This window comes from Janthinobacterium sp. GL_088 (genome assembly GCF_057837845.1).
Genome location: NZ_CM174453.1, coordinates 3,335,012 through 3,360,047, shown reverse-complemented (window position 1 = coordinate 3,360,047; position 25,036 = coordinate 3,335,012). Strand labels below are relative to the sequence as shown.

Sequence of the window (25,036 nt, the reverse complement as noted above, 5' to 3'; positions counted from 1 at the left end):
ATGTGTCAAGCGCTTTGGGGGCGCAATTCACGTTTCAATATAAAACAAGCGCTCTAAAAGCGCTTGTTTGGGGAAAACAGGGGTAAAACGTTAGTGTTTTACTACCTCACCGGCCGCGTCAGGCTTGGCCGCGGCGGCCGTGACAGCCTCCACCGCAGCGACATCCGCCAACGCTTCAGGCATGCGTTCGAGGGCGATTTCCAGCACTTTGTCGATCCAGCGCACGGGAACGATCTCCAGTTTGTTCTTGACGTTGTCCGGAATATCGGCCAGGTCTTTCACATTCTGCTCTGGAATCAGGACCGTCTTGATGCCGCCGCGATGCGCTGCCAGCAGCTTTTCTTTCAGGCCGCCGATCGGCAATACTTCGCCGCGCAAGGTGATCTCGCCCGTCATCGCCACGTCGGCACGCACGGGAATGCCCGTGAAGACCGACACCATCGCCACCGTCATGGCCGCGCCGGCCGAAGGACCGTCCTTCGGTGTCGCGCCTTCCGGCACGTGGATGTGGATATCGCTCTTCTCGAACACGTCCGCCTTGATGCCCAGGCGCTGTGCCCGGCTGCGCACCACCGTGCGGGCTGCCTCGATCGACTCTTTCATGACGTCGCCCAGGGTACCCGTGCGGATGATGCCGCCCTTGCCCGGCATCGACACGGCTTCGATGGTCAGCAGATCGCCGCCCACTTCCGTCCATGCCAGACCGACCACCTGGCCGACCTGGTTTTCTTTCTCTGCGACACCGAAATCGTAACGGCGCACGCCAAGGAATTTATCCAGGTTCTTCGAGTTGACGATGACTTTCTTGTCGGATTTCTTCAGCAGCAGCATCTTGACCACCTTGCGGCAGATCTTCGACACTTCACGCTCGAGCGAACGCACACCGGCTTCCCGCGTGTAGTAGCGGATGATGTCGCGCAAGGCCGACTCGGCCACCGAGATTTCCTCTTCCTTCAAGCCGTTGTTCTTGATCTGCTTCGGCAGCAGATAACGCTGCGCGATGCTGGTCTTTTCATCTTCCGTGTAACCGGACAGACGGATCACTTCCATGCGGTCAAGCAAGGCTGGCGGAATGTTGTACGAGTTCGACGTGGCCACGAACATCACGTCGGAGAGGTCGAAATCGACTTCGATGTAATGGTCGGAGAACGTGTGATTCTGTTCCGGATCCAACACTTCCAGCAAGGCCGACGAAGGATCGCCACGGAAATCGGCGCCCATCTTGTCGACTTCATCGAGCAGGAACAAGGGATTGCGCACGCCGACTTTCGACAGCGATTGCAGGATCTTGCCCGGCATCGAGCCGATGTAGGTGCGGCGGTGGCCGCGGATCTCGGCTTCGTCGCGCACGCCGCCCAGGGCCATGCGCACGAATTTGCGGTTCGTCGCGCGGGCGATGGACTGGCCCAGCGAGGTCTTGCCAACGCCCGGAGGACCGACGAAGCACAGGATAGGCGCTTTGAGCTTGTCGACGCGCTGTTGCACCGCGAGGTATTCCAGGATGCGTTCCTTGACCTTGTCGAGGCCGTAGTGGTCGCCCTCGAGCACTTTTTCCGCATTCGCCAGGTCGTTGTTGACCTTGGATTTCTTTTTCCAAGGCAAGTTGACCAGGGTGTCGATGTAGTTACGCACGACGGTGGCTTCGGCCGACATCGGCGACATCAGCTTCAGCTTTTTCAGCTCGTTGGTGGCCTTGTCGAGCGCTTCCTTCGGCATTTTTGCCGAAGCGACTTTCTTCTCCAGCTCGTCGAGGTCGGCGCCATCTTCGCCCTCGCCCAGCTCTTTCTGAATCGCCTTGACTTGCTCGTTCAGGTAGTACTCGCGCTGCGATTTTTCCATCTGGCGCTTGACGCGGCCACGGATGCGCTTTTCCACCTGCAGGATGTCGAGTTCGCCTTCGAGCTGACCCAGCAGATGCTCGAGGCGCTTGGCCACGCTGAAAATTTCCAGGATGACTTGTTTTTGCTCAAGTTTCAGCGGCAGGTGCGCGGCCACCGTGTCGGCCAGGCGGCCGGCATCGTCGATGCCCGACAGGGAAGCGAGGATTTCCGGTGGAATTTTTTTGTTCAGTTTGACGTACTGGTCGAACTGCTGCACGATCGCGCGGCGCATGGCTTCGACTTCCGACTCGTCGCCCGGCTCGGACTCGAGCGGCGTCAGGTCGGCGATGAAGTGCGTCGGCGCATCGCTGATATGGTTGATACGGGCACGCTGCGCGCCTTCGACCAGCACCTTGACGGTGCCATCGGGCAGCTTCAGCATTTGCAGAATATTGGCAACGCAGCCAATTTCATAGATATCCGAAGGAGACGGCTCGTCCTTCGCGGCTGCTTTTTGAGCGGCAAGCATGATGCTCTTGCCCTGCTCCATCGCAGCTTCCAGCGCCTTGATCGACTTTGGACGGCCAACGAACAGCGGTATCACCATATGCGGGAAAACGACGACATCCCGCAACGGCAATAACGGCAGTTGAGTTTGCTCAGTTAATTTGGAAGTTGTCATGGCGTACCTTATAGAAAGCGTGTTTACGATGTTGGCGCTCGCTGCCAAAACACAAGACCGGCGAGAATAAATAATTCTGTGAAACAAACATTTTTCTGTTTATTTCGCAAAACACACCCGCATGACGGTAATAAATGCAGTTTTCACAGTAAAAAAGCCACGCGCAGCTAAGCGCCGCGAGTGGCTTTCCGATTGAAGCCTGCACTCATTGATTTAAATTGTACTGCCATGCATTAAGGAATCAAAACCCTTTTTATGCATTTGTCTCGGCAGTTTTCAATTTTCTCCGGAGGCCTTGGCAGTCTCTTGATAAATCAACAAAGGTTTGGCGCCGCTGGTGATGGTATTTTCGTCGATGACGACCTTCACCACATTTTGTTCGCTCGGCAGTTCGTACATGACGTCCAGCAAAGCATGTTCCAGGATGGAACGCAGGCCACGGGCACCGGTCTTGCGCGCCAGCGCTTTCTTGGCGATCGCATGCAGGGCGGCCGGACGAATCTCCAGTTCCGCGCCTTCCATCTCGAGCAGCTTCGAATACTGCTTGATCAGCGCATTCTTCGGCTCGACGAGAATCTGGATCAGCGCCTCTTCCGTCAATTCCGCCAGGGTGGCGATGACGGGCAGACGGCCGACCAGTTCCGGGATCAGGCCGAACTTGACCAGATCTTCCGGTTCCGCTTGCAGCATCAGTTCGCTGGCCGAGCTTTGCGACTTGCTGCGCACCGTGGCCGAGAAGCCGATGCCGCTCTTTTCGGAACGGTTGGCGATCACTTTCGACAGGCCGTCAAAGGCGCCGCCGCAGATGAACATGATGTTGGTCGTGTCGATCTGCACGAAATCCTGGTTCGGATGCTTGCGACCGCCTTGTGGCGGCACGGAAGCCATCGTGCCTTCGATGAGTTTCAGCAAGGCTTGCTGCACGCCCTCGCCCGACACGTCGCGCGTGATGGACGGATTGTCGGACTTGCGCGAAATCTTGTCGATTTCATCGATGTAGACGATGCCGCGCTGGGCTTTCTCGACGTCATAGTTGCAGCTTTGCAGCAGCTTCTGGATGATGTTTTCCACGTCTTCACCCACGTAACCGGCTTCGGTCAGGGTGGTGGCGTCGGCGATCACGAACGGCACGTTGAGCATGCGCGCCAGGGTCTGTGCCAGCAGGGTCTTGCCCGAGCCGGTAGGGCCGACCAGCAAGATGTTGCTCTTGGCCAGTTCGATGTCGTCTTTCTTGCCCAGGTGCTTGAGGCGCTTGTAATGGTTGTACACCGCCACCGACAGGATGCGCTTGGCAGTCTGCTGGCCGATCACGTACTGATCGAGCAAGGCGGCAATTTCTTGCGGCGTCGGCAGGTCGGATTTGGTACCGGTCACCGTCTCGATGCTCGACGTTTCATCACGGATGATGTCGTTGCACAGGTCGATGCACTCGTCGCAAATGAACACGGACGGGCCGGCGATGAGTTTCTTCACCTCGTGCTGGCTTTTGCCGCAGAACGAGCAATACAGTAATTTTTCGCCGCTAGAGGATTTTTTGTCTGACATAAGGCATTTTGGTTGGAACTGCATTAACAATATTGCAAAATCGCAAGCCGGATGATGGTTGCCGCCCGTAAAGGCCGCTAGCCATGGCGCAAGTCAACAACGCGCACAAGCTCCATGCTACCCGAAATAAAAGCGAAACGCCCGAACGTTTGATCGCCCGGGCGTTTACTTACATGCTTAGCAATACCGGTAGGGGCTCATCAAGCGCGGCTGGTCAACACTTTGTCGATCAAACCATACTCAACGGCCTCGTCGGCGGACATGAAACGGTCGCGGTCGGTGTCCTTGGCGATCTGTTCGATCGTCTGGCCCGTGCGCTCGGCCATGATGCCGTTCAAGCGGGTGCGCAGGTAAAGGATTTCCTTCGCCTGGATCTCGATATCGGACGCCATGCCTTGCGAACCACCGGACGGCTGGTGAATCATGATGCGCGAGTTCGGCAGCGAGAAACGCTTGCCCTTGGCGCCAGCGGCCAGCAGGAAAGCGCCCATCGAAGCAGCCATGCCCGTGCACAGGGTCGAGACGTCCGGCTTGATGAACTGCATGGTGTCGTAGATGGCCATGCCGGCCGAGACGGAACCACCTGGCGAGTTGATGTAAAGCGAAATTTCCTTTTCCGGATTTTCGCTTTCCAGGAACAGCAGCTGGGCGACAACCAGGTTGGCCATCTGGTCATTGACCGGGCCGACCATGAAAATCAAGCGTTCCTTCAGCAGGCGCGAGTAAATATCATACGAGCGCTCGCCGCGACCGCTTTGTTCCACCACCATCGGCACCAGGCCGAGCATCTCTGTGTCCAGCGCCGGATTACGGTTCATACCTGTCATTTCATTTCCTTGTGAAGCAGTTAGGGGATGCCGCCACTACCTTGCGGCAAGAGTCGACACCCGGATACCAACTGGTTTACGCTTGTGCGTTGCTTCCCATCAGTTCGTCGAAAGCAACTGCTTTCGTCGTGACTTTCGACAGGCCCAACACGTAAGTGACGACGTTTTCTTCCAATACAAGGGCTTCGATCTCACCCAGACGACGACGGTCGCTGTAGTAGTACTTCAGCACTTCGCGTGGATCTTCGTAGCTTTGAGCGAAATCTTCGATTTGCGCCTTGACTTGCTCAGGCGTCGCCTGCAGCTTGTTGTCGCCCACCAGTTGCGACAGGATCAGGCCCAGGCGTACGCGACGCTCGGCTTTTTCTGCGAACAGTTCTGCTGGGAAAGGCACGTCCTTGACGTTCATGCCGCGCTGCGCCATGTCCTGGCGGGTCATTTCAGCCAGGCGCTCGGAATCCTGAGCGATCAGCGTTTTTGGCACTTCCAGCTCAGCAACTTTGATCAGCGCGTCCATGACGGCTTCCTTGTTGCGTGCTTTCACGCGGCCAGCGACTTCGCGTTGCAGGTTGACTTTGATGTCTTCGCGCATTTTGGCCAGGTCGCCATCGGCAACGCCCAGCGACTTTGCGAATTCGGCATCGACTTCCGGCAGGTGCGCCCATTCCAGCTTTTGCAGCGTGATGGTGAACGAAGCGGTTTTGCCAGCGACGTCTTTACCGTGGTAGTCCTCTGGGAACGACAATGGGAAAGTCTTGGACTCGCCCACTTTCAGGCCCAGGGTTGCTGCTTCGAATTCTGGCAGCATGCGGCCTTCGCCCAGCACGAAAGCGTAGCCTTCAGCTTTGCCGCCTGGGAATTCAACGCCGTCGATCGAGCCGACGAAGTCGACGGTCACGCGGTCGCCATTGGCAGCGATCGGCTCACCGCCGTCGCCGTGTTCGCCAGCTTCGCCCTTGGTGTGGAAGTGCACGCGCTGCTTGCGCAGGATGTCGATGGTCTTGTCGATTTCGGCTTCCGACACGTCGGCTTGCACGGTTTCGATTTCAACGGCCGTCAGGTCGCCGATGGCAACTTCCGGATACACTTCGAACGTTGCGTCGAAAGCCAGCTGGCCTTCGGCTGCTTCTTCTTTCGGCACGATGTTCGGGAAACCGGCCACGCGCAGATTGTTTTCGTTGGCGGCGTCGTTGAACGCGCGGCCGACTTTGTCATTCAGCACTTCGGATTCAATTTGGTAGCCGTATTGTGCTGCGACCATTTTCAACGGCACTTTGCCCGGACGGAAGCCCGGTGCCTTAGCCGTACGGGCTTGCACTTTCAGGCGCTTCTCAACTTCCGTGCGGACGTCCGTCAGCGGGAAGGAGATCGTGATACGACGTTCGAGTTTGCCCAAGGTTTCGACTGCAGTTGCCATGTAAAAAATCGTCCAAAAAATAAACACTGTTGGTGCGAGAAAAGAAGACCCGACCCCTTGCGCCATCACTGGCGGCAAGACATGGGTCCAGCTTCACTCGCTCGCATATTCATCTGTAAAAGTACTGCAAACAGGACAATGGACCTGGTCTACCCGGCTGAGGAAAAACCCGCACCAGGCACCAAACAATCCGCCGCTTCCAGTACTGCGACAGGGCTCCGAGCGTCCAGCCTTGCTTCTAAGTAAATGCAGGGCCGGCCATCATTCGGTAAAGCGTGGCATTATAACAAAGGACTTCGGGAAAGTGGCTGGCTTTGCAGCCCGGCCACAGAGGATACCAGCGGCGGCGAACGAGTCGCCACAGCCTGGGGGTGCCCTGTCTTTACTCTTGCCCCGGCATTCTTTGTTTCGCCAGAGACAGGCTTTCCAGCCTGCTTCATTCATTAGTATATGCGAACTGGCGCCCCGTCCGAAACAAAGAAATGCGCTCACAGCGAAGATTTCGGGCAAAAAACCTTTGATTTACCTCAATTTGGCCATTTTTCAGGCAAATCTCCGTCCCGACCCCGCCTCCCCGCCCGATCTCCGACGAAAAATGGCGCAAACAAAGACATTCCAAATGACGGAAATACAGGCAAGGCAACAGGAAAACGGGAAAGACGCCTGCAAGGAGGCTGAAGAACAACTTGATGGTGCTGCACCTCCGGGCTGAAACAACCCGGATTGGTGCGGATGGGGAGACTCGAACTCCCAAGCCGAAGCACTGGCTTCTAAGACCAGCGTGTCTACCAATTCCACCACATCCGCATTTGTACTACTTGCAACAGATTACTCGCCTGTCGCCTCTGATTTTAACAACTCGGGAGCGATCTGGCTACCGTGGACTTATAGAGCAAGCCCTCGGTAAAGCAAAGGCGGCATTCTACTGGATTTCCCAGAGGAATGCCGCCTTTTTTATGCCTGCACCCTGATGCTGGCTGCTAGCCTTCTTTTGCGCTCACCGGCTCCGGCTTCTTGACCCGGAACCAGGCCGCATACAGGGCTGGCAGGAACAGCAAGGTCAACGCCGTCGCCAGGATCAATCCTCCCATGATGGCGACTGCCATCGGCCCCCAGAACACGGAGCGCGACAAGGGGATCATGGCCAGCGCCGCGGCGGCGGCCGTCAGCACGATGGGGCGGCAGCGGCGCACGGCCGAATCGATGATGGCATCCCACGGGGCCGAGCCATCCTTGATGTCTTGCTCGATCTGGTCGACGAGAATCACCGAGTTGCGGATGATCATGCCGAACAGCGCGATGACGCCCAGGTTGGCCACGAAGCCCAGCGGGCGGTGCAGCAGCAGCAAGGCAAACGCGGCGCCCGCCACGCCCAGCGGCCCCGTCAGGAACACCAGCAGCGAGCGCGAGAAACTATGCAGCTGCAACATCAGCAAGGTAAAGATGATGAAGATCGCCAGTGGCAGGTTGGCCGCAATCGACGCTTCCGCCTCGCCGCTGTCGGCCGCCACGCCCTTCACATTGATGCGGTAGCCGGCCGGCATCTTGGCCCGCAAGGCGTCGAGCTGCGGCGCCAGCTGCGTCGACACGGTGGCGCCCTGGATGCCATCGATCACGTCCGACTGCACGGTGATGGCCCATTCACGCTTGTCGCGCCAGACGACACCCGGCTCCCACACGAAATGCACGCGGGCCAGCTGCGAGATGGGCACAGACTTGCCCGTCGCAGTCGGAATATTCGTGTCGTTCAGCACGGAAATCGTCGCCCGCTCCTCCAGTGGCTGGCGCACCTGGATATCGATCAATTTATTGTCTTCGCGGAACTGGCCGATGACCGTGCCCGACAGGATCGTATTGGCCGCCTGCATCACCGTTTTCGAGGTGACGCCCAGCGCGCGCATCTTGTCCTGGTCCAGGTCCAGGCGCAGTACCTTCACCGATTCATTCCAGTTGTCGTTGACGCCCAGGGTGTTCGGATTGGCACGCATGATATCCTTGACCTGGTCGGCGATGGCGCGCACACCGGCCACTTCCGGCCCCGTGACGCGGAACTGCACCGGATACGGCACCGGCGGTCCGTTCGGCAACAGTTTGACGCGGCCCCGCACTTCCGGGAAATCTTTCTTGAAGACATCGACGATTTGCTGGCGCAAGCGTTCGCGGTCGGCCAGGCTCTTCGGCAAGACCACCACTTGCGACACGTTGGTCTGCGGGAATATCTGGTCCAGCGGCAAGTAGAAACGGGGGCTGCCCGTACCCACATAGCTGGTCACGCTTTCCACGCCGTCGAGCTTGCCCACAAAAGCTTCGAATTTCTTGACCTGCTTTTCATTCGCGGCGAACGTCGTGCCTTCGGGCGACCACAGTTCCACCATCAGTTCGGGACGGCTGGAATCGGGGAAGAATTGCTTTTCGATAAAATTGAAACCATAGATGCCCAGCACAAAGATGGCCAGGGTGGCGGCGATCGTCGTCTTGCGCCACTCCACGCACCAGGTGACGGCGCGGCGGAAGCGGCGGAAGTTCGGCGTGTCGAACAATTCATGGTCGTTATGCGCGTGCGGTTTCACTTTCAGCAAGACGTAGCCGATATATGGCGTGAAAACGACGGCCACCACCCACGAGATGATCAAGGCCAGTGCATTGACGGAGAACAAGGAGAACGTGTATTCGCCGGCAGCCGACTTGGCCAGGCCGATGGGCAAGAAGCCCGCCACCGTGATCAGCGTGCCCGTCAGCATGGGCATGGCCGTCGACGTGTAGGCAAACGTGGCCGCGTCGAAGCGCGACATGCCCTCTTCCATCTTGCGCACCATCATCTCGACGGCAATGATGGCGTCATCGACCAGCAAGCCCAGCGCGATGATCAGGGCACCGAGCGAAATCTTGTGCAAGTCGATGTCGAGCAGGCGCATGAACAGGAAGGTGACAGCCAGCACCAGCGGGATGGTCAGCGCCACCACCAGGCCCGGCCGCACGTCGATGCGCAGCGGTTTCGTGTGCAAGCCCAGCGCGACAAAGCTGACGGCCAGCACGATCAGGATGGCTTCGATCAGGGTATGCACGAATTCGCCCACGGAGGCCGACACGGCTTCCGGCTGGTTCGACACGCGCTGCAGTTCTATGCCCACGGGCAACTCGCTCTTCATGCGCGTCACCGTTGCCTGCAATGCCTTGCCCATGTCGATGATATTGCCGCCCTTTTCCATCGACACGCCCAGGCCGATCACTTCCTTGCCGTTGAAACGCATCTTGTCCTTGGGAGGATCGACGAGTTCGCGTTTCACAGTGGCAAAATCACCGAGGCGGAAGGTGGTGCCGTTGGCGCGCAGTTCCAGGTTTTCCAGGTCCTTGACGGTCAGCATGGCGCCCGTCACGCGCACTTGCAGATTGTCCGTCGGCGTCACCAGCACGCCCGTGGCGTTGATGCTGTTTTGCGCGGACAGCTGCTGCACGATGGCGTCGAAAGGAATGCCCAGCTGGGCAAATTTCTTGTGAGAAAAGACGATATTGATCTTTTCATCCTGCACGCCAAACAGTTCCACCTTCGATACCTGCCCCACGGCCAGCAGTTCCTGGCGCACCTTGTCCGCGTAATCCTTCATTTCCGCGTACGTAAAACCGTCGCCGGACAGGGCGAAGATGGAGCCATACGTGTCGCCGAACTCGTCATTGAAGAACGGCCCCACGACGCCGGCCGGCAAGGTGCCCTGGATATCGCCGATCTTTTTGCGCACCTGGTACCAGGCGGCCGCCGTTTCCTTCGGCGGCGCCGATTCGCGCAGCTCCAGCAGGATCAAGGTTTCGCCCGGCTTCGAATAGCTGGTGATCTCGTCGATGTACGGCGTTTCCTGCAGTTTCTTTTCCAGCTTGTCCGTCACCTGCTCGGCCATCTGCAAGGCCGTGGCACCGGGCCAGTACGCTTGCAGCACCATGGCACGGAAGGTAAACGGGGGATCTTCATCCTGGCCCAGGCTGGCATAACTGAGCATGCCGCCGATCAGCAGCACGGCCATCAGGTAGCGCGTCAGGGGGATGTGTTCGAGCGCCCAGCGCGACAGATTGAAGCCGCCCTTCATTTGACGGCACCCACGCTGGCGGCGGCAGCGGCGACATCAGGCTTGCTGGCCAGTTCGGCGCCGAGGATGGACACTTTCTGGCCAGGCTTGAGCAGGTTGACGCCGGCCGTGACCACGGTCTGGCCCGCTTTCACGCCCGAAGTCAGCAGCAGTTCATTGCCCGCCACGCCGCCCACCGTCACCGGCACCAGCTTCACGGCGCCGTTTTCCACCACCCACACGGAACTTTGCGATTTCTCATTGAACAGGGCCGTCAGCGGCACCTTGATCTGCGGCGTGGCCGTTTGCGAGGCGAACTGCACCACGGCCGTCATGCCCAGGCGTGCCTGCGGCGCGTCCGGGATGCTGACCTTGGCGATATAGGTGCGCGTGGCGGCATCGGCCACGGGCGACACTTCGCGTATCTTGCCCGGCAAGCCCTGCTTCGGATCGGCCCACAGGCGCACCACCACATCCTTGACGCCGCGCAAGGTTTCCACCTTGTCTTCAGGAATGCCGATCACGACTTCCTTCTCGCCGCTCTTGGCCACTTGCACGACGGGCGCGCCGGGCGCCACCACCTGCCCCACTTCGGCCTCGATGCGCGTGACGACGCCGTCGACGTCGGCCAGCAAGCTGGCATAGCCGGACTGGTTCGCCTGGCCACGGTACAGGGCCTGGGCCGCTTCCACGTTCGCCTGCGCCGCCTTGTAGGTGGCGTCCTTGCCGTCGAGCACGGCCTGGCTGACGAAATTTTTCTCGCGCAAGTCCTGGTAGCGCTTGAGTTCCGCGCGCGCCAGGTCGCGGCTCGTTTCCGCGCTGACCAGCGAAGCCTTGGCCTGCGCCTGCGACAGCTGCAAGTCGACAGGGTCGAGCTGCATCAGCACTTGCCCCGTCTTGACCGTGGCGCCCACGTCGACCTTGCGTGCGACGATCTTGCCGCCCACGCGGAAGCCCAGCTGCGATACGACACGGGGTACGACCTCGCCCGCCAGCTCGGCACTCACGTCAACATTACTGCTAGACAATACGATCGCGCGCACGGGGCGCACGTCTTCCACTTTGACGGCAGGCTTGGAACAGGCCGCCAGGGTCAGCGCCAGAGCGGCAGCGGCAATCAGCCGCAGGGCGGGAAGAGCTGGTACGCCGGTCTCGCGGCGCAGGGTTTTCAGGGCAAACAAGGTATTTTCCTTTACTATGCGGGCTGCAATATTTTTATGCGGAGAAACTTTTTGCTTGTCCTTTGGGCCAAGCCAAACTTTTTCGCACGCGATATCCTTAAATTTGTGACAATATCAGCTTGGTCATGACGGGGAGTGATTTTCCCCTAATGACTTTCTGGTTATTAATTATAATCGTGCGTAAAAGTTTTTAGTGACTTTTGCGTCATTAATCTTGAGACGTACAACGTCCGGCCACATTCCAGCGTTTCAGGGGTGCCGGGCAAACGCAAGACTAGAGAAGTGTGTTCATGCCTGTAGACCATTACGAAAATTTTCCAGTTGCATCATTTTTACTGCCGCGCCGCCTGGTGCCTGCCGTCGAAGCCATCTATGCCTTCGCCCGCAGCGCCGACGACCTGGCCGATGAAGGCGACGCCACGCCGGCCGAGCGCCTGGCCGCCCTGCACGCCTATGAAGCGGCGCTGGGCCGCATCGCCCGCCAGGAAGACCATGCTGGCGAGACCGCCGCCATGTTCGAACGCCTGGCTGCCGTCATCGCCAAACACCAGCTGCCGCTGAAGCCGTTTTACGATCTGTTGTCGGCCTTCAAGCAGGATGTGGAAACGACGCGCTACGCCAGTTATGACGACGTGCTCGATTACTGCGCCCGCTCGGCCAACCCCGTGGGGCTGCTGATGCTGCACCTGTATGGCGCGGCCGATGAACAGAATGTACGCGATTCCGATGCGATATGTTCAGCTTTGCAACTAATTAATTTCTTGCAAGACGTCGCCATCGACCAGCAAAAAGAGCGCATCTACCTGCCGATGGAAGACCTGACCCGCTTTGCCGTCTCCGCCGCCGCCTTCGAGCGGCCCGAGGCACACGGCAAGTGGAGCGCCCTGATGCGCTTCGAAGTGGCCCGCACGCGCGCCCTGATGCTGTCCGGCGCGCCGCTGGCCCTGCGCCTGCGCGGGCGCATCGGCTGGGAGCTGCGTCTGGTGGTACAAGGGGGTTTGCGCATCCTCGAATGCATCGAAGCCGTCAATTACGACGTGTTCCGGCGCCGCCCCAAGCTGGAGAAACGCGACTGGCTGATCATTTTCTGGCGCGCGCTGCGCATGTCGCGCAAAAGCTTGCATCAAGAGACACAAGTAAAAACGGCTTTTCCCCCGTCGCCCACTCTGTAAGACGATAGAATAGCGGCTTCGATCTGCAACCCTTGCTCTTTTGACTATGTCTCCCGACGAATACTGCCAACAAAAGGCCGCCCAGAGCGGCTCCAGCTTCTACTACAGCTTCCTGTTCCTGCCCGCCGAGCGCCGCAAGGCCATCACGGCCCTGTACGCCTTCTGCCGCGAAGTCGATGACACGGTCGATGATTGCACGGACGAAGCCGTGGCACGCACCAAGCTGGTCTGGTGGCGCAAGGAAGTCAAGGCCATGTACGAGGGCATCCCCACGCATCCCGTGATGCGCGCGCTGGAACCGCATCTGGCCGTGTACCAACTGGAAGAAAAACATTTGCAGGCCATCATCGACGGCATGGAAATGGACTTGAACCAGACCCGCTACCTCGACTACCAGGCCATGAGCCGCTACTGCTGGCATGTGGCCAGCGTGGTGGGCATCTTGTCGGCCAGCATCTTTGGCGCGACCCGCCCGGAAACGCTGCTGTACGCGGAAAAACTGGGCCATGCCTTCCAGCTGACCAACATCATCCGCGACGTGGGCGAGGATGCGCGCAAGGGGCGCATCTATTTGCCGATCAGCGAATTGCAGCAATTCAATGTGACGGCAGCCGACCTGCTGAACGCGCGCCACAGCGAAAATTTTGAAAACCTCATGCGCTTCCAGGTGGCGCGCGCGCAAAAGGCCTACGACGAAGCGTTTTCCCTGCTGCCGGCGGAAGACCGCCGCGCCCAGCGCCCTGGCCTGATCATGGCCGCCATCTACCGCACCGTGCTCAATGAAGTCGAGCGCGACGGCTACCACGTGCTGAAACAGCGCATCTCGCTCACGCCGATCCGCAAACTGTGGCTGGCCTGGAAGACCTGGGTTCGTGGCTAAGAGCAGCGTGAAGCAACGCTACGCCGTCGTCGGCGCCGGCTGGGCTGGCTGCGCGGCGGCCATGGAACTGGCGCGCGCCGGTCATTCGGTGACCCTGTTCGAGGCGGCGCGCACCCTGGGCGGCCGCGCGCGCCGCGTCGAACGGGAAAAAACCGTGCTCGACAACGGCCAGCATATCCTGCTGGGCGCGTACACGGAAACCTTGCGCCTGATCAAGCTGGCGGGGCAAGACCCTGCCGAGCTGATCCTCACGCTACCCCTGCAGATGCGCTATCCGGCAAACTCCGGCGGCATGGATTTTCTCGCGCCCCGCCTGCCCGCGCCGCTGCACCTGGCCTGGGCCTTGCTGCGCGCCAAGGGATTATTGCGCGCCGACAAACTGGCCCTGATGCGATTTTCCACCGCCATGCGGACGATGGGCTGGCAGCTGTACCACGATTGCACGGTCAGCGAATTGCTGCAGCGCTTCGACCAGACGGACCGCCTGAACCGGCTGATGTGGCACCCGCTGTGTCTGGCCGCGCTGAATACGCCGCCCGAGCGCGCCTCGGCCCGCGTCTTCCTCAACGTGCTGCGCGATAGCCTGGGCGCAAGCCGCCGCCGCGCCTCCGACATGCTGATCCCGAAAGCGGACCTGAGCAGCGTGTTGCCCGACGCGGCCGCCCGCTATGTAGAACAGCATGGTGGCGCAGTACGTACGGGCGCCAAGGTTGCCGCCCTGCACGCCTTGGCCGATGGCCGCTGGCGACTCGATGACGGCGGCGAGGATGGCGCGCAGTATGACGGCGTCATCGTGGCCACGTCGTCCGTGCAAGCAGCCAGCCTGCTGCAAGGTTTGCAGGACGCACGCCTCGATGACGCAATTAACCGCATGCAAGCCTTCACGCCGGAAGCGATCAGCACCTGCTACCTGCAATACGATGCCTCGGTGCGCCTGGACTTGCCGTTTTACGCTCTCGTCGATACGCCGCAGCTGCAGCACTGGGGTCAGTTCGTCTTCGACCGGGGCCAGCTCGACGCCAGCCAGGCCGGCTTGCTGGCCGTCGTCATCAGCGCCTCCGGCTATGCCGCAGAGCAAGGCCACGGACCATTGGCGCAAGCCATCGCGGCGCAGCTGGCGCAGGTGTTGCAACGTCCTGAGCTGGCCCAGCCCGTGTGGACCCAGCTGATCACGGAAAAGCGCGCCACCTTTGCCTGCACGCCGGATTTATTACGCCCCGGCAACGCCAGCGGCATGCCGGGCTTGCTGCTGGCCGGCGACTACACGGCCAATGAGGACCGGACGCAGGATTATCCGGCCACCATCGAGGCGGCCGTGCGCAGCGGCGTGGCGGCGGCCAGGGTCGTCACCACGGGCAAGACGGCAAAACAGACCTGACGGTGCATCCTCCCCTGGTGTCGCTCGCCCCCGCGAAATTGCATTCTGTCGCACCGCGCTGGTGCGCTCGCGTACGCTTGGGTACAGTCTGACCATCGACAACGGTCATGCCACGGGGAATACCATGCACACCACCTTGCACTTGAAAAATAGCTTGAAAGCCCTGGCGCTGCTGGCTGGTGTGATACTGGCCACCTTGATCGTCATTCAAGTACAGCAGGCGCCACAAGCACCATTGATGCTGAGCCAGGCAAGCATGCTGCTGCCGGCCATGGGCTGAAGCGGCGGACAGGAAGAATATGATGAACAAACAAGATTATCTCGACGCACTGCGGCGCGCGCTGGCAGGCTTGCCACCGGACCTGGTGGCCAAGACCCTCGACTATTACGAGCAGACCTTCATCGAAGGCGCTGCGGCCGGCCGCAGCGAGCACGAAATCGCCGAGGACCTGGGCGACCCGAAAAAAATCGCCCTCACCTTGCGCAGCAGCACGCACCGCCAGGCTTTCGAGCAAAAGAAAACCCCCGTCAACCTGCTGCGCCTGCTCGTCTCGCTCGTGGGCCTGGCCATCTTCAACCTGTTCATGGTCGTGCCTGCCGCCGTCTACGCGGCCCTGCTGGCCACCCTGTACGCCGTCGGCCTGAGCTTTTACCTGGCCGGCATCGCCATCACGGCCAGCGGTTTGTCCGGCGCCAACGAACTGGTGCTCGACGGTCCGCTGCGCCATGTCTTCATCCATGACGATGACGGCAGCGAAAACGGCGAACGGCGCGAAACGCGCATCACCATCGGCGACACGGGTATCGAAGTCGATCACCTGCCCGGCCCCTTGCAGCATGACCCGGCCGAGTCCGAACCCAGGACGCCCGGCGCTTCCTCGCGCATGATGGAGCGGGCCGAGGCGCTGGCTGGCGGCGGCATCCGCATCTCCACCGACATGGACCGCGATGCGCGCACCACGCAAACCGTCTTTGGCGTGGGTATGCTGCTCGGCGGCATCGCCATCTTCCTGCTCAGTCTGGTCGTAACGCGCTATACCTTGATCGGCATCAAGCGCTACGTTGCCATGAATGTTTCCCTGCTCAAAGGTCACTAGAAAGGCTGCCATGAAACGCTTGCTCAAAGTTGGCCTGTCCATGCTCTTGCTGGCACTGGTCCTGATCGCCATGTCGTATGCGGCGCTGCGCGCCAAGGGAATCAGCAATCCCAGCAGTGCCGCCGGCCGTGCCGTGCGCAGCGAAACGCGCCCGGTTGCCGCCAATATCAACAGCATCGACCTGGCCGGCCCCATCGACCTGGTGCTGCGCCGCGGCGCCACGCCCTCGCTGAAGGTCAGCGGCGAACAGCGTCTGCTGTCGAATGTCGACACCACGCAGGATGGCACCACCCTGCATATCGGCCCGAAAGGCATGCTGTTCCACCACCGCCAGCCGCTGCAGGTGGAACTGGTGCTGCCAGCCCTCGTGCGCGTCGAAGTGCACGGTAATGGCGACAGCAAGATCACGGGGTTTTCGGGAGACAGTTTTATCCTGGAATTGACGGGTTCGGGCGACGTCAGTTTCACGGGACGCTACAAGCAGGTACAAGCCACCGTCAACGGCAGCGGCGACCTCGACATCAATGCCGGCAACAGCGACAGCGTGGTGCTGGAAATGGTGGGCTCCGGGCGCATCGCCGCCAGCGGCAACACGAAATTCCTGCGCGCCGACCTCAGCGGTTCAGGCGACATCGATGCCGAGCACCTGGCCGCCGACAAGGCCAGCGTCAGCCTGCAAGGCTCCGGCACGAGCACCGTCTTCGTGCGCGACGCCAGCAACCTGACCCTGCGCGGCAGCGGCGACATCCACGTCCACGGCAACCCGCGCCAGCGCGAGACCCAGAAAAGCGGCTCAGGCGAGATTACCTGGCATTAACTTTCGGCATTCACTTTCTCTTCCAGCCAACTGACCGCCTGCTCGCCAGCCGCCTTGCCTTGCGCCAGGCAGGCCGTCAGCAGGTAGCCGCCCGTTGGCGCTTCCCAGTCCAGCATTTCCCCCGCCAGGAACACGCCCGGCATGGCGCGCAGCATGCTGCCTTCGACTCCGTCGAATTCCACGCCGCCAGCGCTGCTGATGGCTTCGTCGATGGGGCGCGGGCGTACGAGTGTCACGGGCAGCAGCTTGATGGCGTCCGCCAACCTGGCTTCGTCGGCGAAATCGGCCGCACTCAGGCATTCGCGCAGCAAGCCCGATTTCACGCCCTTGATGCCCAGGCGGCTATTCAGGTGGCTGGACATGGAGCGGGAACCGCGCGGGCGCGTCACTTCTTCGAACACGCGTTCATGCGTGTGGTCAGGCGCCAGGTCCAGCCAGATGGTGGTGCTGCCCTCGGCGGCGATCTGCTCGCGCAGGGCGGCCGATAAGGCATAAATCAGGCTGCCTTCCACGCCGCCCGCCGTGATGACGAACTGGCCCTGGCGCTTGATCATGCAGTCATGGATGTTGCGCGCCGAGATGGCCACCGTCGTCAGCGGTTCGCCCGCATGGCGGCTGCTGAAATGCTCACTCCAGTCCACGTCGAAGCCGCAATTGGCCGGCACCAAAGGCGTCACGGCCACGCCCTGCTCTTGCAGCAGCGGTACCCAGGCGCCATCGGAACCGAGCCGCGCCCAGCTGCCGCCACCGAGCGCCAGGATCACGGCGTCGAAGGCGCGCAAACGCTCACCCTCCGGCGTGGCGAATACCAGCTGGCCGTCGCGCCAGCCCGTCCAGCGGTGGCGCATGTGAAATTGCACGCCCGCTTCGCGCAAGCGGTGCAGCCAGGCGCGCAGCAGCGGCGCCGCTTTCATATCCGTCGGGAAGACGCGGTTCGAGGAGCCGACGAAGGTATCCACGCCCAGGCCGTGTACCCAGTCGCGCACTTTTTGCGGACCGAACTGGTCCAGCGCCGGCTTGATCCAGCGTGCCGGCCTGCCGTAGCGCGAGATGAAGGAACAGTAGTCTTCCGCATGGGTGATATTCATGCCGCCGCGCCCCGCCAGCAGGAATTTGCGGCCGACGGACGGCATGGCGTCGAACAGTTCCACCCTGGCGCCCCGGCTGGACGCTTCCTGGGCGGCCATCAGGCCGGCGGGGCCGCCGCCGATGACGGCGATGTGAAAGGGAGGAAGGCTGGAATGGGTCATGGCAAGCTGGAAAGACGGTGAAAACCCCGGCATTTTAGTCGAGATAAGGCGCGGGGATGGCAAGAATGCCGAAAAATGATGCATACTGCGCGGAGATGCCGCAGTGATCAGCGGCTGGACTTCACGAGACAACGAGACGATAAGAGGAGAAACACATGGGCGCAGGATTCTGGATTTCCCGCTATTTGCTGGCCAGTTCGATCTTATTCATCATCCTGACGGTGGTCGAGTACAGCAAGGGCACCACCAGTCAGGCCGATATCCTCAGCGCGCTGGCCTGGTCGCTGGTGGCGTCGGCCATCTTCATCGGCTCGAAATACTGGCGCTACAAGAAAGCCATCGCCTGCGCCACGTGCAGCGGGGATAAACCAAAAGCCAAGTCGTCATGAAAAAACGGCCACTTCGATGAAGTGGCCGTCTCACTGGCAAGCGGGATCAACCGCCCGTCACGGGCGGGAAGAACGCCACCTCGTCGCCTTCGCCGATCACGGTATCAGCATCGCACATTACCTGATTGTGGGCCATGCGCAGGGCGCGGCCCTGCGCCAGCGCATATTCCCAGTTGCCGCCGCGGGCGATCAGCAGGGTTCTCACCTCGCCCACCGTCAGCCGTGACACGACCCCCGCGTCCACTTCCAGCACTTCCTGGCCCGTGCCCACCAGCTCGCGCACGCTGGCAAAAAATCGCAGATTGATCTTCATCGATACTTCCTCAGTACAGCAATTCGTTAAACGGGATAAAACGCAGCATGTCGCCGCGCGCAATCGACAGCCCCGGTGGACAATCGATCAAGCCATCGCCCCACACGGTGGACGTCAGCACGCCCGAACTCTGGTTGGCGAACAGTTCCAGTTCGCCGTCGTCATTGACCTTGGCGCGCAAGAACTCGTTGCGCTTGTCCGCCTTCAGGCGCTCGAACGCGGCCGGCAGCTTGTAGCTGCGCGGCGCCAGGCTCCCCGCCACGCCTTGCAGGCGCAGGATGAACGGGCGCACGAACAGCAAAAACGTGACAAAGCTGGAGACGGGATTGCCGGGCAAGCCGACAAAGAAAGCGTCCTGCACTTCGCCAAACGCCAGGGGTTTGCCCGGCTTGACGGCGATCTGCCACATGTTCAAGCGCCCTTCCGCTTCCACGGCCGGCTTGATGTGGTCTTCCTCACCGACGGACACGCCGCCCGAGGTAATGATCAGATCATTGCCCTGGGCCGCCTGGCGCAGCACGGCTTTTGTCGCTTCCAGGCTGTCGGGCACGATGCCCAGGTCCGTGATCTCGCAGCCGAGATTTTCCAGCAGGCCGCGCAAGGTAAAACGGTTCGAGTTGTAGACGGCGCCCGGTGCCAGAGGCTCGCCGGGCATGGCCAGTTCGTCGCCGGTGAAAAATACGGCCACGCGCAGCTTGCGCAGCACGGGCACCTGCGCCAAGCCCACGGAGGCGGCCAGGCCCATTTCCTGGCTGCGCAGGCGGCGTCCCGCGCCGAGGATCTCGCCGCCGGCGCGGATGTCCTCGCCCTGGCGGCGCACCCATTCGCCCGCGTGCGGCACGTGATTCACCGTCACCACGCCATCAAGCACAGTGCACTGCTCCTGCATCACGACGCAATCGGCGCCGTCCGGGATCAGCGCGCCCGTAAAGATGCGCGCCGCCGTCCCCGGCTGCAAGGGCTGGCCCACGTGGCCGGCCGCGATGCGCTGCGACACGGGCAAGCTGACTGCGCCGCTGGCGCAGTCGCTGGCGCGCACGGCGTAGCCATCCATCTGCGTGTTGTCGCGCTCGGGCACATTCAGGGTCGACGCCTGCGCCGTGGCCAGCACGCGGCCGTTGGCGCGCATGGTGTCGACCAGCTCCACCTCGGTCACCGGGCGCGCCGCGCCCAGCATGAAGGCTTGCGCCTCGGCCACCGACAGCATCGGTTTGCGTTGTGCGGTCGAATCGCTCATCACAGGCCCGCTCATCACAAGCCCGTATTTGCGGCGATGTACGCCTTCATTTTTTCCACGTCCGCATCCATCACGATGAATTTTTGCGGCAAGTCTTCGATGTTCTCGAAGCCCTTTGGCCGTTCCGCGTCCACGCCCAGCGCCTCGAGGATGGTTTCGTTGAACTTGGCCGCCAGCGCCGTTTCCAGCACGATCATCGGCACGTTCGGCTCCAGGTGCTCACGCGCCACCTTGATGCCGTCGGCCGTGTGTGTGTCAATGGTGATGCCGTAGTCGTCGGCCACGTCGCGGATAGTGTCGAGGCGGTCCTGGTGCGTGGACTTGCCCGACTTGAAGCCGTATTTGGCCACCAGCTTGAACTCGTCGCCATCGCTGCCAGGTTTACCGGACAAGTCGAAGCCGCCATGCGTTTCCACTTTCGTGAACAGGGCGCGCACGCGCACGCTGTCGCGGCCCACCAGGTCGTAGACGAAGCGCTCGAAGTTCGACGCTTTCGAGATATCCATCGACGGGCTGCTCGTGTGATACGTTTCGGCCGACTTGCGCACGCGGTAGACGCCCGTGCGGAAAAATTCGTCGAGCACGTCGTTTTCATTCGTCGCGGCCACCAGTTTCGAGATGGGCAGGCCCATCATGCGGGCGATATGGCCGGCGCAGATATTGCCGAAGTTGCCCGATGGCACCGTGAACGACACTTTTTGCTCGTTGCTGGTGGTGGCCGCTAGGTAGCCGCGGAAATAGTACACGACCTGCGCCACGACGCGGGCCCAGTTGATGGAATTGACGGTGCCGATCTTCTGTTGTGCCTTGAACGGCAAGTCGTTCGACACGGCCTTCACCATATCCTGGCAGTCGTCGAACACGCCTTCGACGGCGATGTTGTAGATATTCGGGACTTGCAGGCTGAACATCTGCGCCGTCTGGAAGGCGCTCATTTTCTTGTGCGGCGACAGCATGAAGACGCGGATGCCCTTCTTGCCGCGCATCGCGTATTCGGCCGCGCTGCCCGTGTCGCCCGAGGTGGCGCCAAAGATATTGAGTTCGGCGTCGTGCTTGGCCAAGGTGTATTCGAACAGGTTGCCCAGCAGCTGCATGGCCATGTCCTTGAAGGCCAGGGTCGGGCCGTTCGACAGCGCCTGCAGCATCAGGGTGGTCGATCCGCCCTTGACGACGTTTTCTTCGAGCACGCGCAGCGGCGTGATGTCGGCCGCGTTTTCGCCGGCGCGGGCGTTCTTGTAGACTGCCTTGGTATAGGTTTTCGCTGTCAGTGCCTTCAGGTCCGCGGCCGGGATATCGGTGGCGAACTTCTTCAGGATTTCGAATGCCAGGTCGGCATACGACAATGTGCGCCAGGCGTTAAGCTCGGCACCAGTGACTTGCGGGTAGTGTTCTGGGAGATACAGTCCGCCATCGGGGGCCAGGCCGCCCAGGAGGATGTCGGAGAATTGCTGCAGATTCGATGGCGCTTTATCAGCGCGGGTAGACACGTAGTGCATAAATTTGAAGAGTCCAGTTGAGCTGAGTGCGGTTGATCATGAATGGCAGCGGATATTATAGTGCCAGCCGCCGCCCAAGGCGAATCGCGTGGCATTTGCCAGATCAGGATGTGACAATTGGAGAGCCTGAATGTTGTCAAGCCAGCCATAATGGCATGAAATCAAGCCAGATGAACATGGCCGGCGTGCGCACTGGCGCGCGCCGCCGATTTGCGCCACACTGTGCTGAGTATCCCTTGCTATGACCATTATTGGAGTCGAGAACCGGCCATGTCGCTGAGTAAAAAACCGTATCTGCAAAGCGCCGCGCTGCGCCCCGACGCTGTCGTCGACATGGACCACTATCCGTTCACCATCCCCGCCATCCGCGACTTCGTGCACATGGACTTCCACCGCGACGTGACGTTTTTCGTGGGCGAAAATGGCAGCGGCAAGTCGACCATGCTCGAAGCGCTGGCCGTGGCGCTGGGCTTCGGCAAGGATGGCGGCACGCGCAACGTGCGCATCGCCCTGCCCTCGGACGAGGAATCGGGTTTGCACGCGCACTTGCGCCTGAGCAAGAGCTACAAGAAGCCCGAGGACAGCTATTTCCTGCGCGCCGAGAGCTTTTTCAACGTCGCCACCTACATGGACGACATGCCCGAATACCTGGCCAGCTATGGCGGCAAGTCGCTGCACGCGCAATCGCACGGCGAAGCGTTCATGGCGACATTGATCAACAAGCTGCGCGGAAAAGGTCTGTACCTGCTGGACGAACCCGAGGCAGCCCTGTCACCGAGCCGCCAGATGGCGGCGCTATCCGTGATCCACCAGCTGGTGCAGGACGACTCGCAGCTGATCATCGCCACCCACTCGCCGATTTTGCTCGCCTATCCGAACGCGAAAATCCTGATGTTTACGGGTGGCGGCATCCACGAAGTGGCCTATGAAGACACGGAGCACTTTGCCGTGACGCGCGATTTTTTGAATAACTATCCACGCAGGCTGGAGCAGTTGTTTGAGGAAGAGTGATTTTATCGGCTTGCGCGCTGCGTCAAGCCGATAATACCGCCATCAGCAAGCGGCATGGTTCACTGTAATGACGTGAACGGCCAAGCCACCCAACGACGTTTCCTTGTACTTGTCCTGCATGTCCGCGCCCGTCTGGCGCATGGTTTCGATGACTTCGTCGAGGCTGACGAAATGCGTGCCGTCGCCCTTCAGCGCCAGCGAAGCGGCCGTAATCGCTTTCACGGCGCCCATGCCATTGCGCTCGATGCACGGGATCTGCACCAGGCCGCCGATCGGGTCACAGGTCATGCCCAGGTGGTGCTCGATGCCGATTTCAGCCGCGTTTTCGATCTGCTCGTTCGTGCCGCCCAGCGCCGCCACCAGGCCGGCCGCCGCCATGGCGCACGCCACGCCCACTTCGCCCTGGCAACCCACTTCGGCGCCCGAGATCGACGCATTGCGCTTGCATAGCATGCCGATGGCGGCCGCCGTCAGCATGAAGCGGCGCACGCCGCCCACCGGGTCGCTGGGGCGGCAATCCTGCGCGTAGTAACGCAGCACGGCCGGGATGATGCCGGCGGCGCCATTGGTCGGCGCCGTGACGACGCGACCGCCGGCCGCGTTTTCCTCGTTGACGGCCATCGCGTACAGGCTGACCAGGTGCACGGCGTCGTGCGGCAAGTCGTTGGCGCGGTTGTCGGATGCCTTCGCCTCCTGCGCCAATCGCCACAATTTCGCGGCGCGGCGCTTCACGTTCAAACCGCCCGGCAGGTTGCCCGTCGTTTCCAGGCCGTGCGCGATGCAGTCGCGCATGACGTGCCAGATACGGTCCAGGCCTTCATTGAGTTCCGTCTCGCTGCGCTTGACGCACTCGTTCGCGCGCAGCATTTCAGGGATCGACAGGCCGCTTTCCACGCCATGCGCCAGTAACTGCTCCATCGTGTCGAAGGGGAAGACGACCCGCGCGCTGGCGGCCGACTCCACGGCCGCTTCGGCCTGTGCCTCGCCTGCCTCGCGGATAAAACCGCCGCCGATCGAGTAATACACCTTGTCGGCACGGCTGCCGTCCGCCAGTTTCAGTGTAAAGCGCATGCCGTTCGGATGTTCTGGCAAGGATTCGCTCTTGTGCCAGATCAAGCCCGTGGCAGCCGTGAATGGCACCACGTGCGTGCCCAGCAAGGCGATCTCGCCGGCCGCCTCGATGGCGGCCAGCTTGCTGTCGACGGCATCGGGCGCCACGTCCTGCGGCGTTTCGCCCATCAGACCGAGAATGACGGCCTTGTCCGTGGCATGGCCCACGCCCGTCAGCGCCAGCGAGCCGTACAGGGCCGCCTCGACGCCCACTACCTGGTCCAGCGGACCGTATTCGACCAGGAAACGCCGCGCCGCCACCATCGGCCCCACCGTGTGGGAACTCGACGGCCCGATGCCGATCTTGAACAGGTCAAATACGCTCATATCCATGTAGTGTCTCTTTATATTAGTATGTTTTTATGAATGCCGGTGCCGGACTCAGGCTGCCTTGGCGGCCTGCCCAGCATCGACATTGGCCAGCATGTCGGTAACCATCCGTTCGACGCCGATCTGCGCCTTCCAGCCCCAGTCGGCGCCGGCCTTGCTGTCGTCCAGGCTTTGCGGCCAGCTGTCGGCGATGGCCTGACGGCTGTCCGGCTTGTAGCTGATCTTGAAGTCAGGCACCATGCGCACGATGGCTTTCGCCAGCTGCTCGGGGTTGAACGACACGCCGGCCACATTGTACGAAGAACGGATCTTGATGGAAGCTACCGGCGCGTCCATCAGTTCGATGGTGGCGCGGATGGCATCGGGCATGTAAATCATCGGCAAGGTGGTGTTCGCGTCGAGGAAGCAGTCATAGCGCTCGCCGCGCAAGGCCGCATGGAAGATGGCGATGGCGTAATCGGTGGTGCCGCCGCCCGGAGGCGATTTGTAGCTGATGATGCCCGGATACCGGATGCTGCGCACGTCCACGCCATACTTGTTGAAGTAGTACTCGCACAGGCGCTCGCCGGCCAGCTTGCTGATGCCGTACATCGAGGTCGGGTCCATCACCGTCATTTGCGGCGTGTTCACTTGCGGCGTGTTCGGGCCGAAGGCGGCGATCGACGATGGCCAGAAGATGCGCAGCGGCTTACCTGCCTCGCCCCGTTCGCGCGCCAGTTCCAGGATATTCAGCAAGCCATCCATGTTCAGGCTCCACGCCTTCAATGGCGCCGCTTCGCCCGTGGCCGACAGCATGGCCGCCAGCTGGTACACCTGGGTGATGCCTTCATCGGCGATGATGCTCGCCAGGCCGTCCTTGTCCAGCACATTCAGTTGCGCATAGCGCTTGGCCTGGTACAGGTTATTCGTGCCGATGTCGCTGGCGATGACGTTGTCCGCGCCGTGCTGCTGCGCCAGCGCGCCCACCAGTTCACTACCGATTTGGCCGTTTGCGCCAATGACTAAGATGCGTTCCATGCTATTTTC

General features: G+C 61.1%; 20 protein-coding genes and 1 tRNA gene. 8 read left to right on the top strand and 13 right to left on the bottom strand.

The annotated features are described in order from the left end of the window. Positions 1-90: 90 nt before the first annotated feature. The 7 genes from lon to AC3IQ7_RS15120 form a co-directional block, all read right to left on the bottom strand. Complete coding sequence (gene lon / locus AC3IQ7_RS15150) at positions 91-2,502, bottom strand: endopeptidase La (protein ID WP_034787304.1); 2,412 nt, start codon at positions 2,500-2,502, stop codon at positions 91-93. Positions 2,503-2,778: 276 nt separating this feature from the next. After that, a complete protein-coding gene (gene clpX, locus AC3IQ7_RS15145; protein ID WP_010398446.1) occupies positions 2,779-4,047 on the bottom strand; it encodes an ATP-dependent Clp protease ATP-binding subunit ClpX in 1,269 nt (422 codons plus the stop codon). Positions 4,048-4,247: 200 nt separating this feature from the next. After that, positions 4,248-4,865, bottom strand: a complete 618-nt coding sequence (gene clpP, locus AC3IQ7_RS15140) for an ATP-dependent Clp endopeptidase proteolytic subunit ClpP (RefSeq protein ID WP_369811567.1) — start codon at positions 4,863-4,865, stop codon at positions 4,248-4,250. Between the two features lie 85 nt (positions 4,866-4,950). Further along, complete coding sequence (gene tig / locus AC3IQ7_RS15135) at positions 4,951-6,291, bottom strand: trigger factor (protein ID WP_070256539.1); 1,341 nt, start codon at positions 6,289-6,291, stop codon at positions 4,951-4,953. 724 nt (positions 6,292-7,015) lie between these two features. Next, positions 7,016-7,098 (bottom strand) — tRNA-Leu (locus tag AC3IQ7_RS15130). A 173-nt stretch (positions 7,099-7,271) separates the two neighbouring features. Next, complete coding sequence (locus tag AC3IQ7_RS15125; RefSeq protein ID WP_489206519.1) at positions 7,272-10,370, bottom strand: efflux RND transporter permease subunit; 3,099 nt, start codon at positions 10,368-10,370, stop codon at positions 7,272-7,274. Continuing rightward, positions 10,367-11,530: an efflux RND transporter periplasmic adaptor subunit gene (locus AC3IQ7_RS15120; protein WP_489206518.1), complete on the bottom strand. Its 1,164-nt coding sequence runs from the start codon at positions 11,528-11,530 to the stop codon at positions 10,367-10,369. The genes AC3IQ7_RS15125 and AC3IQ7_RS15120 overlap by 4 nt, the downstream gene beginning before the upstream one ends. 290 nt (positions 11,531-11,820) lie before the next feature. Here AC3IQ7_RS15120 and hpnC point away from each other — a divergent pair, with 290 nt between their 5' ends. From hpnC to AC3IQ7_RS15090, 6 genes are all read left to right on the top strand, one after another. Continuing rightward, positions 11,821-12,702: a squalene synthase HpnC gene (hpnC, locus tag AC3IQ7_RS15115; RefSeq protein WP_489206517.1), complete on the top strand. Its 882-nt coding sequence runs from the start codon at positions 11,821-11,823 to the stop codon at positions 12,700-12,702. 46 nt (positions 12,703-12,748) lie between these two features. After that, on the top strand, positions 12,749-13,582 hold the full coding sequence (hpnD, locus tag AC3IQ7_RS15110) for a presqualene diphosphate synthase HpnD (RefSeq protein ID WP_489210454.1): 834 nt from the start codon (positions 12,749-12,751) through the stop codon (positions 13,580-13,582). A gap of 7 nt (positions 13,583-13,589) precedes the next feature. Continuing rightward, positions 13,590-14,960 carry a hydroxysqualene dehydroxylase HpnE gene (hpnE, locus tag AC3IQ7_RS15105; protein ID WP_489206516.1) on the top strand — a complete coding sequence of 457 codons (1,371 nt, stop codon included), beginning with the start codon at positions 13,590-13,592 and terminating at the stop codon, positions 14,958-14,960. A gap of 124 nt (positions 14,961-15,084) precedes the next feature. Beyond that, on the top strand, positions 15,085-15,240 hold the full coding sequence (locus AC3IQ7_RS15100; protein ID WP_158301114.1) for a hypothetical protein: 156 nt from the start codon (positions 15,085-15,087) through the stop codon (positions 15,238-15,240). A gap of 19 nt (positions 15,241-15,259) precedes the next feature. Further along, a complete protein-coding gene (locus tag AC3IQ7_RS15095) occupies positions 15,260-16,057 on the top strand; it encodes a DUF1700 domain-containing protein (protein ID WP_489206515.1) in 798 nt (265 codons plus the stop codon). A gap of 10 nt (positions 16,058-16,067) precedes the next feature. After that, positions 16,068-16,874 carry a head GIN domain-containing protein gene (locus AC3IQ7_RS15090; protein WP_099376926.1) on the top strand — a complete coding sequence of 269 codons (807 nt, stop codon included), beginning with the start codon at positions 16,068-16,070 and terminating at the stop codon, positions 16,872-16,874. Here the strand turns inward: AC3IQ7_RS15090 and AC3IQ7_RS15085 are convergent. Further along, complete coding sequence (locus AC3IQ7_RS15085) at positions 16,871-18,124, bottom strand: TIGR03862 family flavoprotein (protein WP_489206514.1); 1,254 nt, start codon at positions 18,122-18,124, stop codon at positions 16,871-16,873. The genes AC3IQ7_RS15090 and AC3IQ7_RS15085 overlap by 4 nt on opposite strands. Before the next feature lie 155 nt (positions 18,125-18,279). Here AC3IQ7_RS15085 and AC3IQ7_RS15080 point away from each other — a divergent pair, with 155 nt between their 5' ends. Next, complete coding sequence (locus AC3IQ7_RS15080) at positions 18,280-18,513, top strand: hypothetical protein (protein WP_219308928.1); 234 nt, start codon at positions 18,280-18,282, stop codon at positions 18,511-18,513. 46 nt (positions 18,514-18,559) lie between these two features. On the opposite strand, the gene moaD is transcribed toward AC3IQ7_RS15080, so the two are convergent. Genes moaD through thrC form a run of 3 tightly spaced genes read right to left on the bottom strand, consistent with a single transcriptional unit; the run spans position 18,560 to position 21,559 of the window. Then, positions 18,560-18,826, bottom strand: coding sequence for a molybdopterin converting factor subunit 1 (gene moaD, locus AC3IQ7_RS15075; RefSeq protein WP_489206513.1), 267 nt, complete (start codon positions 18,824-18,826; stop codon positions 18,560-18,562). A 10-nt stretch (positions 18,827-18,836) separates the two neighbouring features. Beyond that, complete coding sequence (locus AC3IQ7_RS15070) at positions 18,837-20,063, bottom strand: molybdopterin molybdotransferase MoeA (protein WP_489206512.1); 1,227 nt, start codon at positions 20,061-20,063, stop codon at positions 18,837-18,839. Between the two features lie 14 nt (positions 20,064-20,077). Further along, positions 20,078-21,559, bottom strand: a complete 1,482-nt coding sequence (gene thrC, locus AC3IQ7_RS15065; protein WP_489206511.1) for a threonine synthase — start codon at positions 21,557-21,559, stop codon at positions 20,078-20,080. A gap of 270 nt (positions 21,560-21,829) precedes the next feature. Here thrC and AC3IQ7_RS15060 point away from each other — a divergent pair, with 270 nt between their 5' ends. After that, a complete protein-coding gene (locus AC3IQ7_RS15060; RefSeq protein ID WP_099376930.1) occupies positions 21,830-22,570 on the top strand; it encodes an AAA family ATPase in 741 nt (246 codons plus the stop codon). A 42-nt stretch (positions 22,571-22,612) separates the two neighbouring features. Here the strand turns inward: AC3IQ7_RS15060 and AC3IQ7_RS15055 are convergent, their stop codons facing one another. Both AC3IQ7_RS15055 and AC3IQ7_RS15050 read right to left on the bottom strand, forming a co-directional pair. Further along, a complete protein-coding gene (locus AC3IQ7_RS15055; protein ID WP_489206510.1) occupies positions 22,613-24,013 on the bottom strand; it encodes an L-serine ammonia-lyase in 1,401 nt (466 codons plus the stop codon). 48 nt (positions 24,014-24,061) lie between these two features. Next, on the bottom strand, positions 24,062-25,027 hold the full coding sequence (locus tag AC3IQ7_RS15050) for an NAD-dependent epimerase/dehydratase family protein (RefSeq protein ID WP_099376932.1): 966 nt from the start codon (positions 25,025-25,027) through the stop codon (positions 24,062-24,064). Positions 25,028-25,036: the final 9 nt, after the last annotated feature.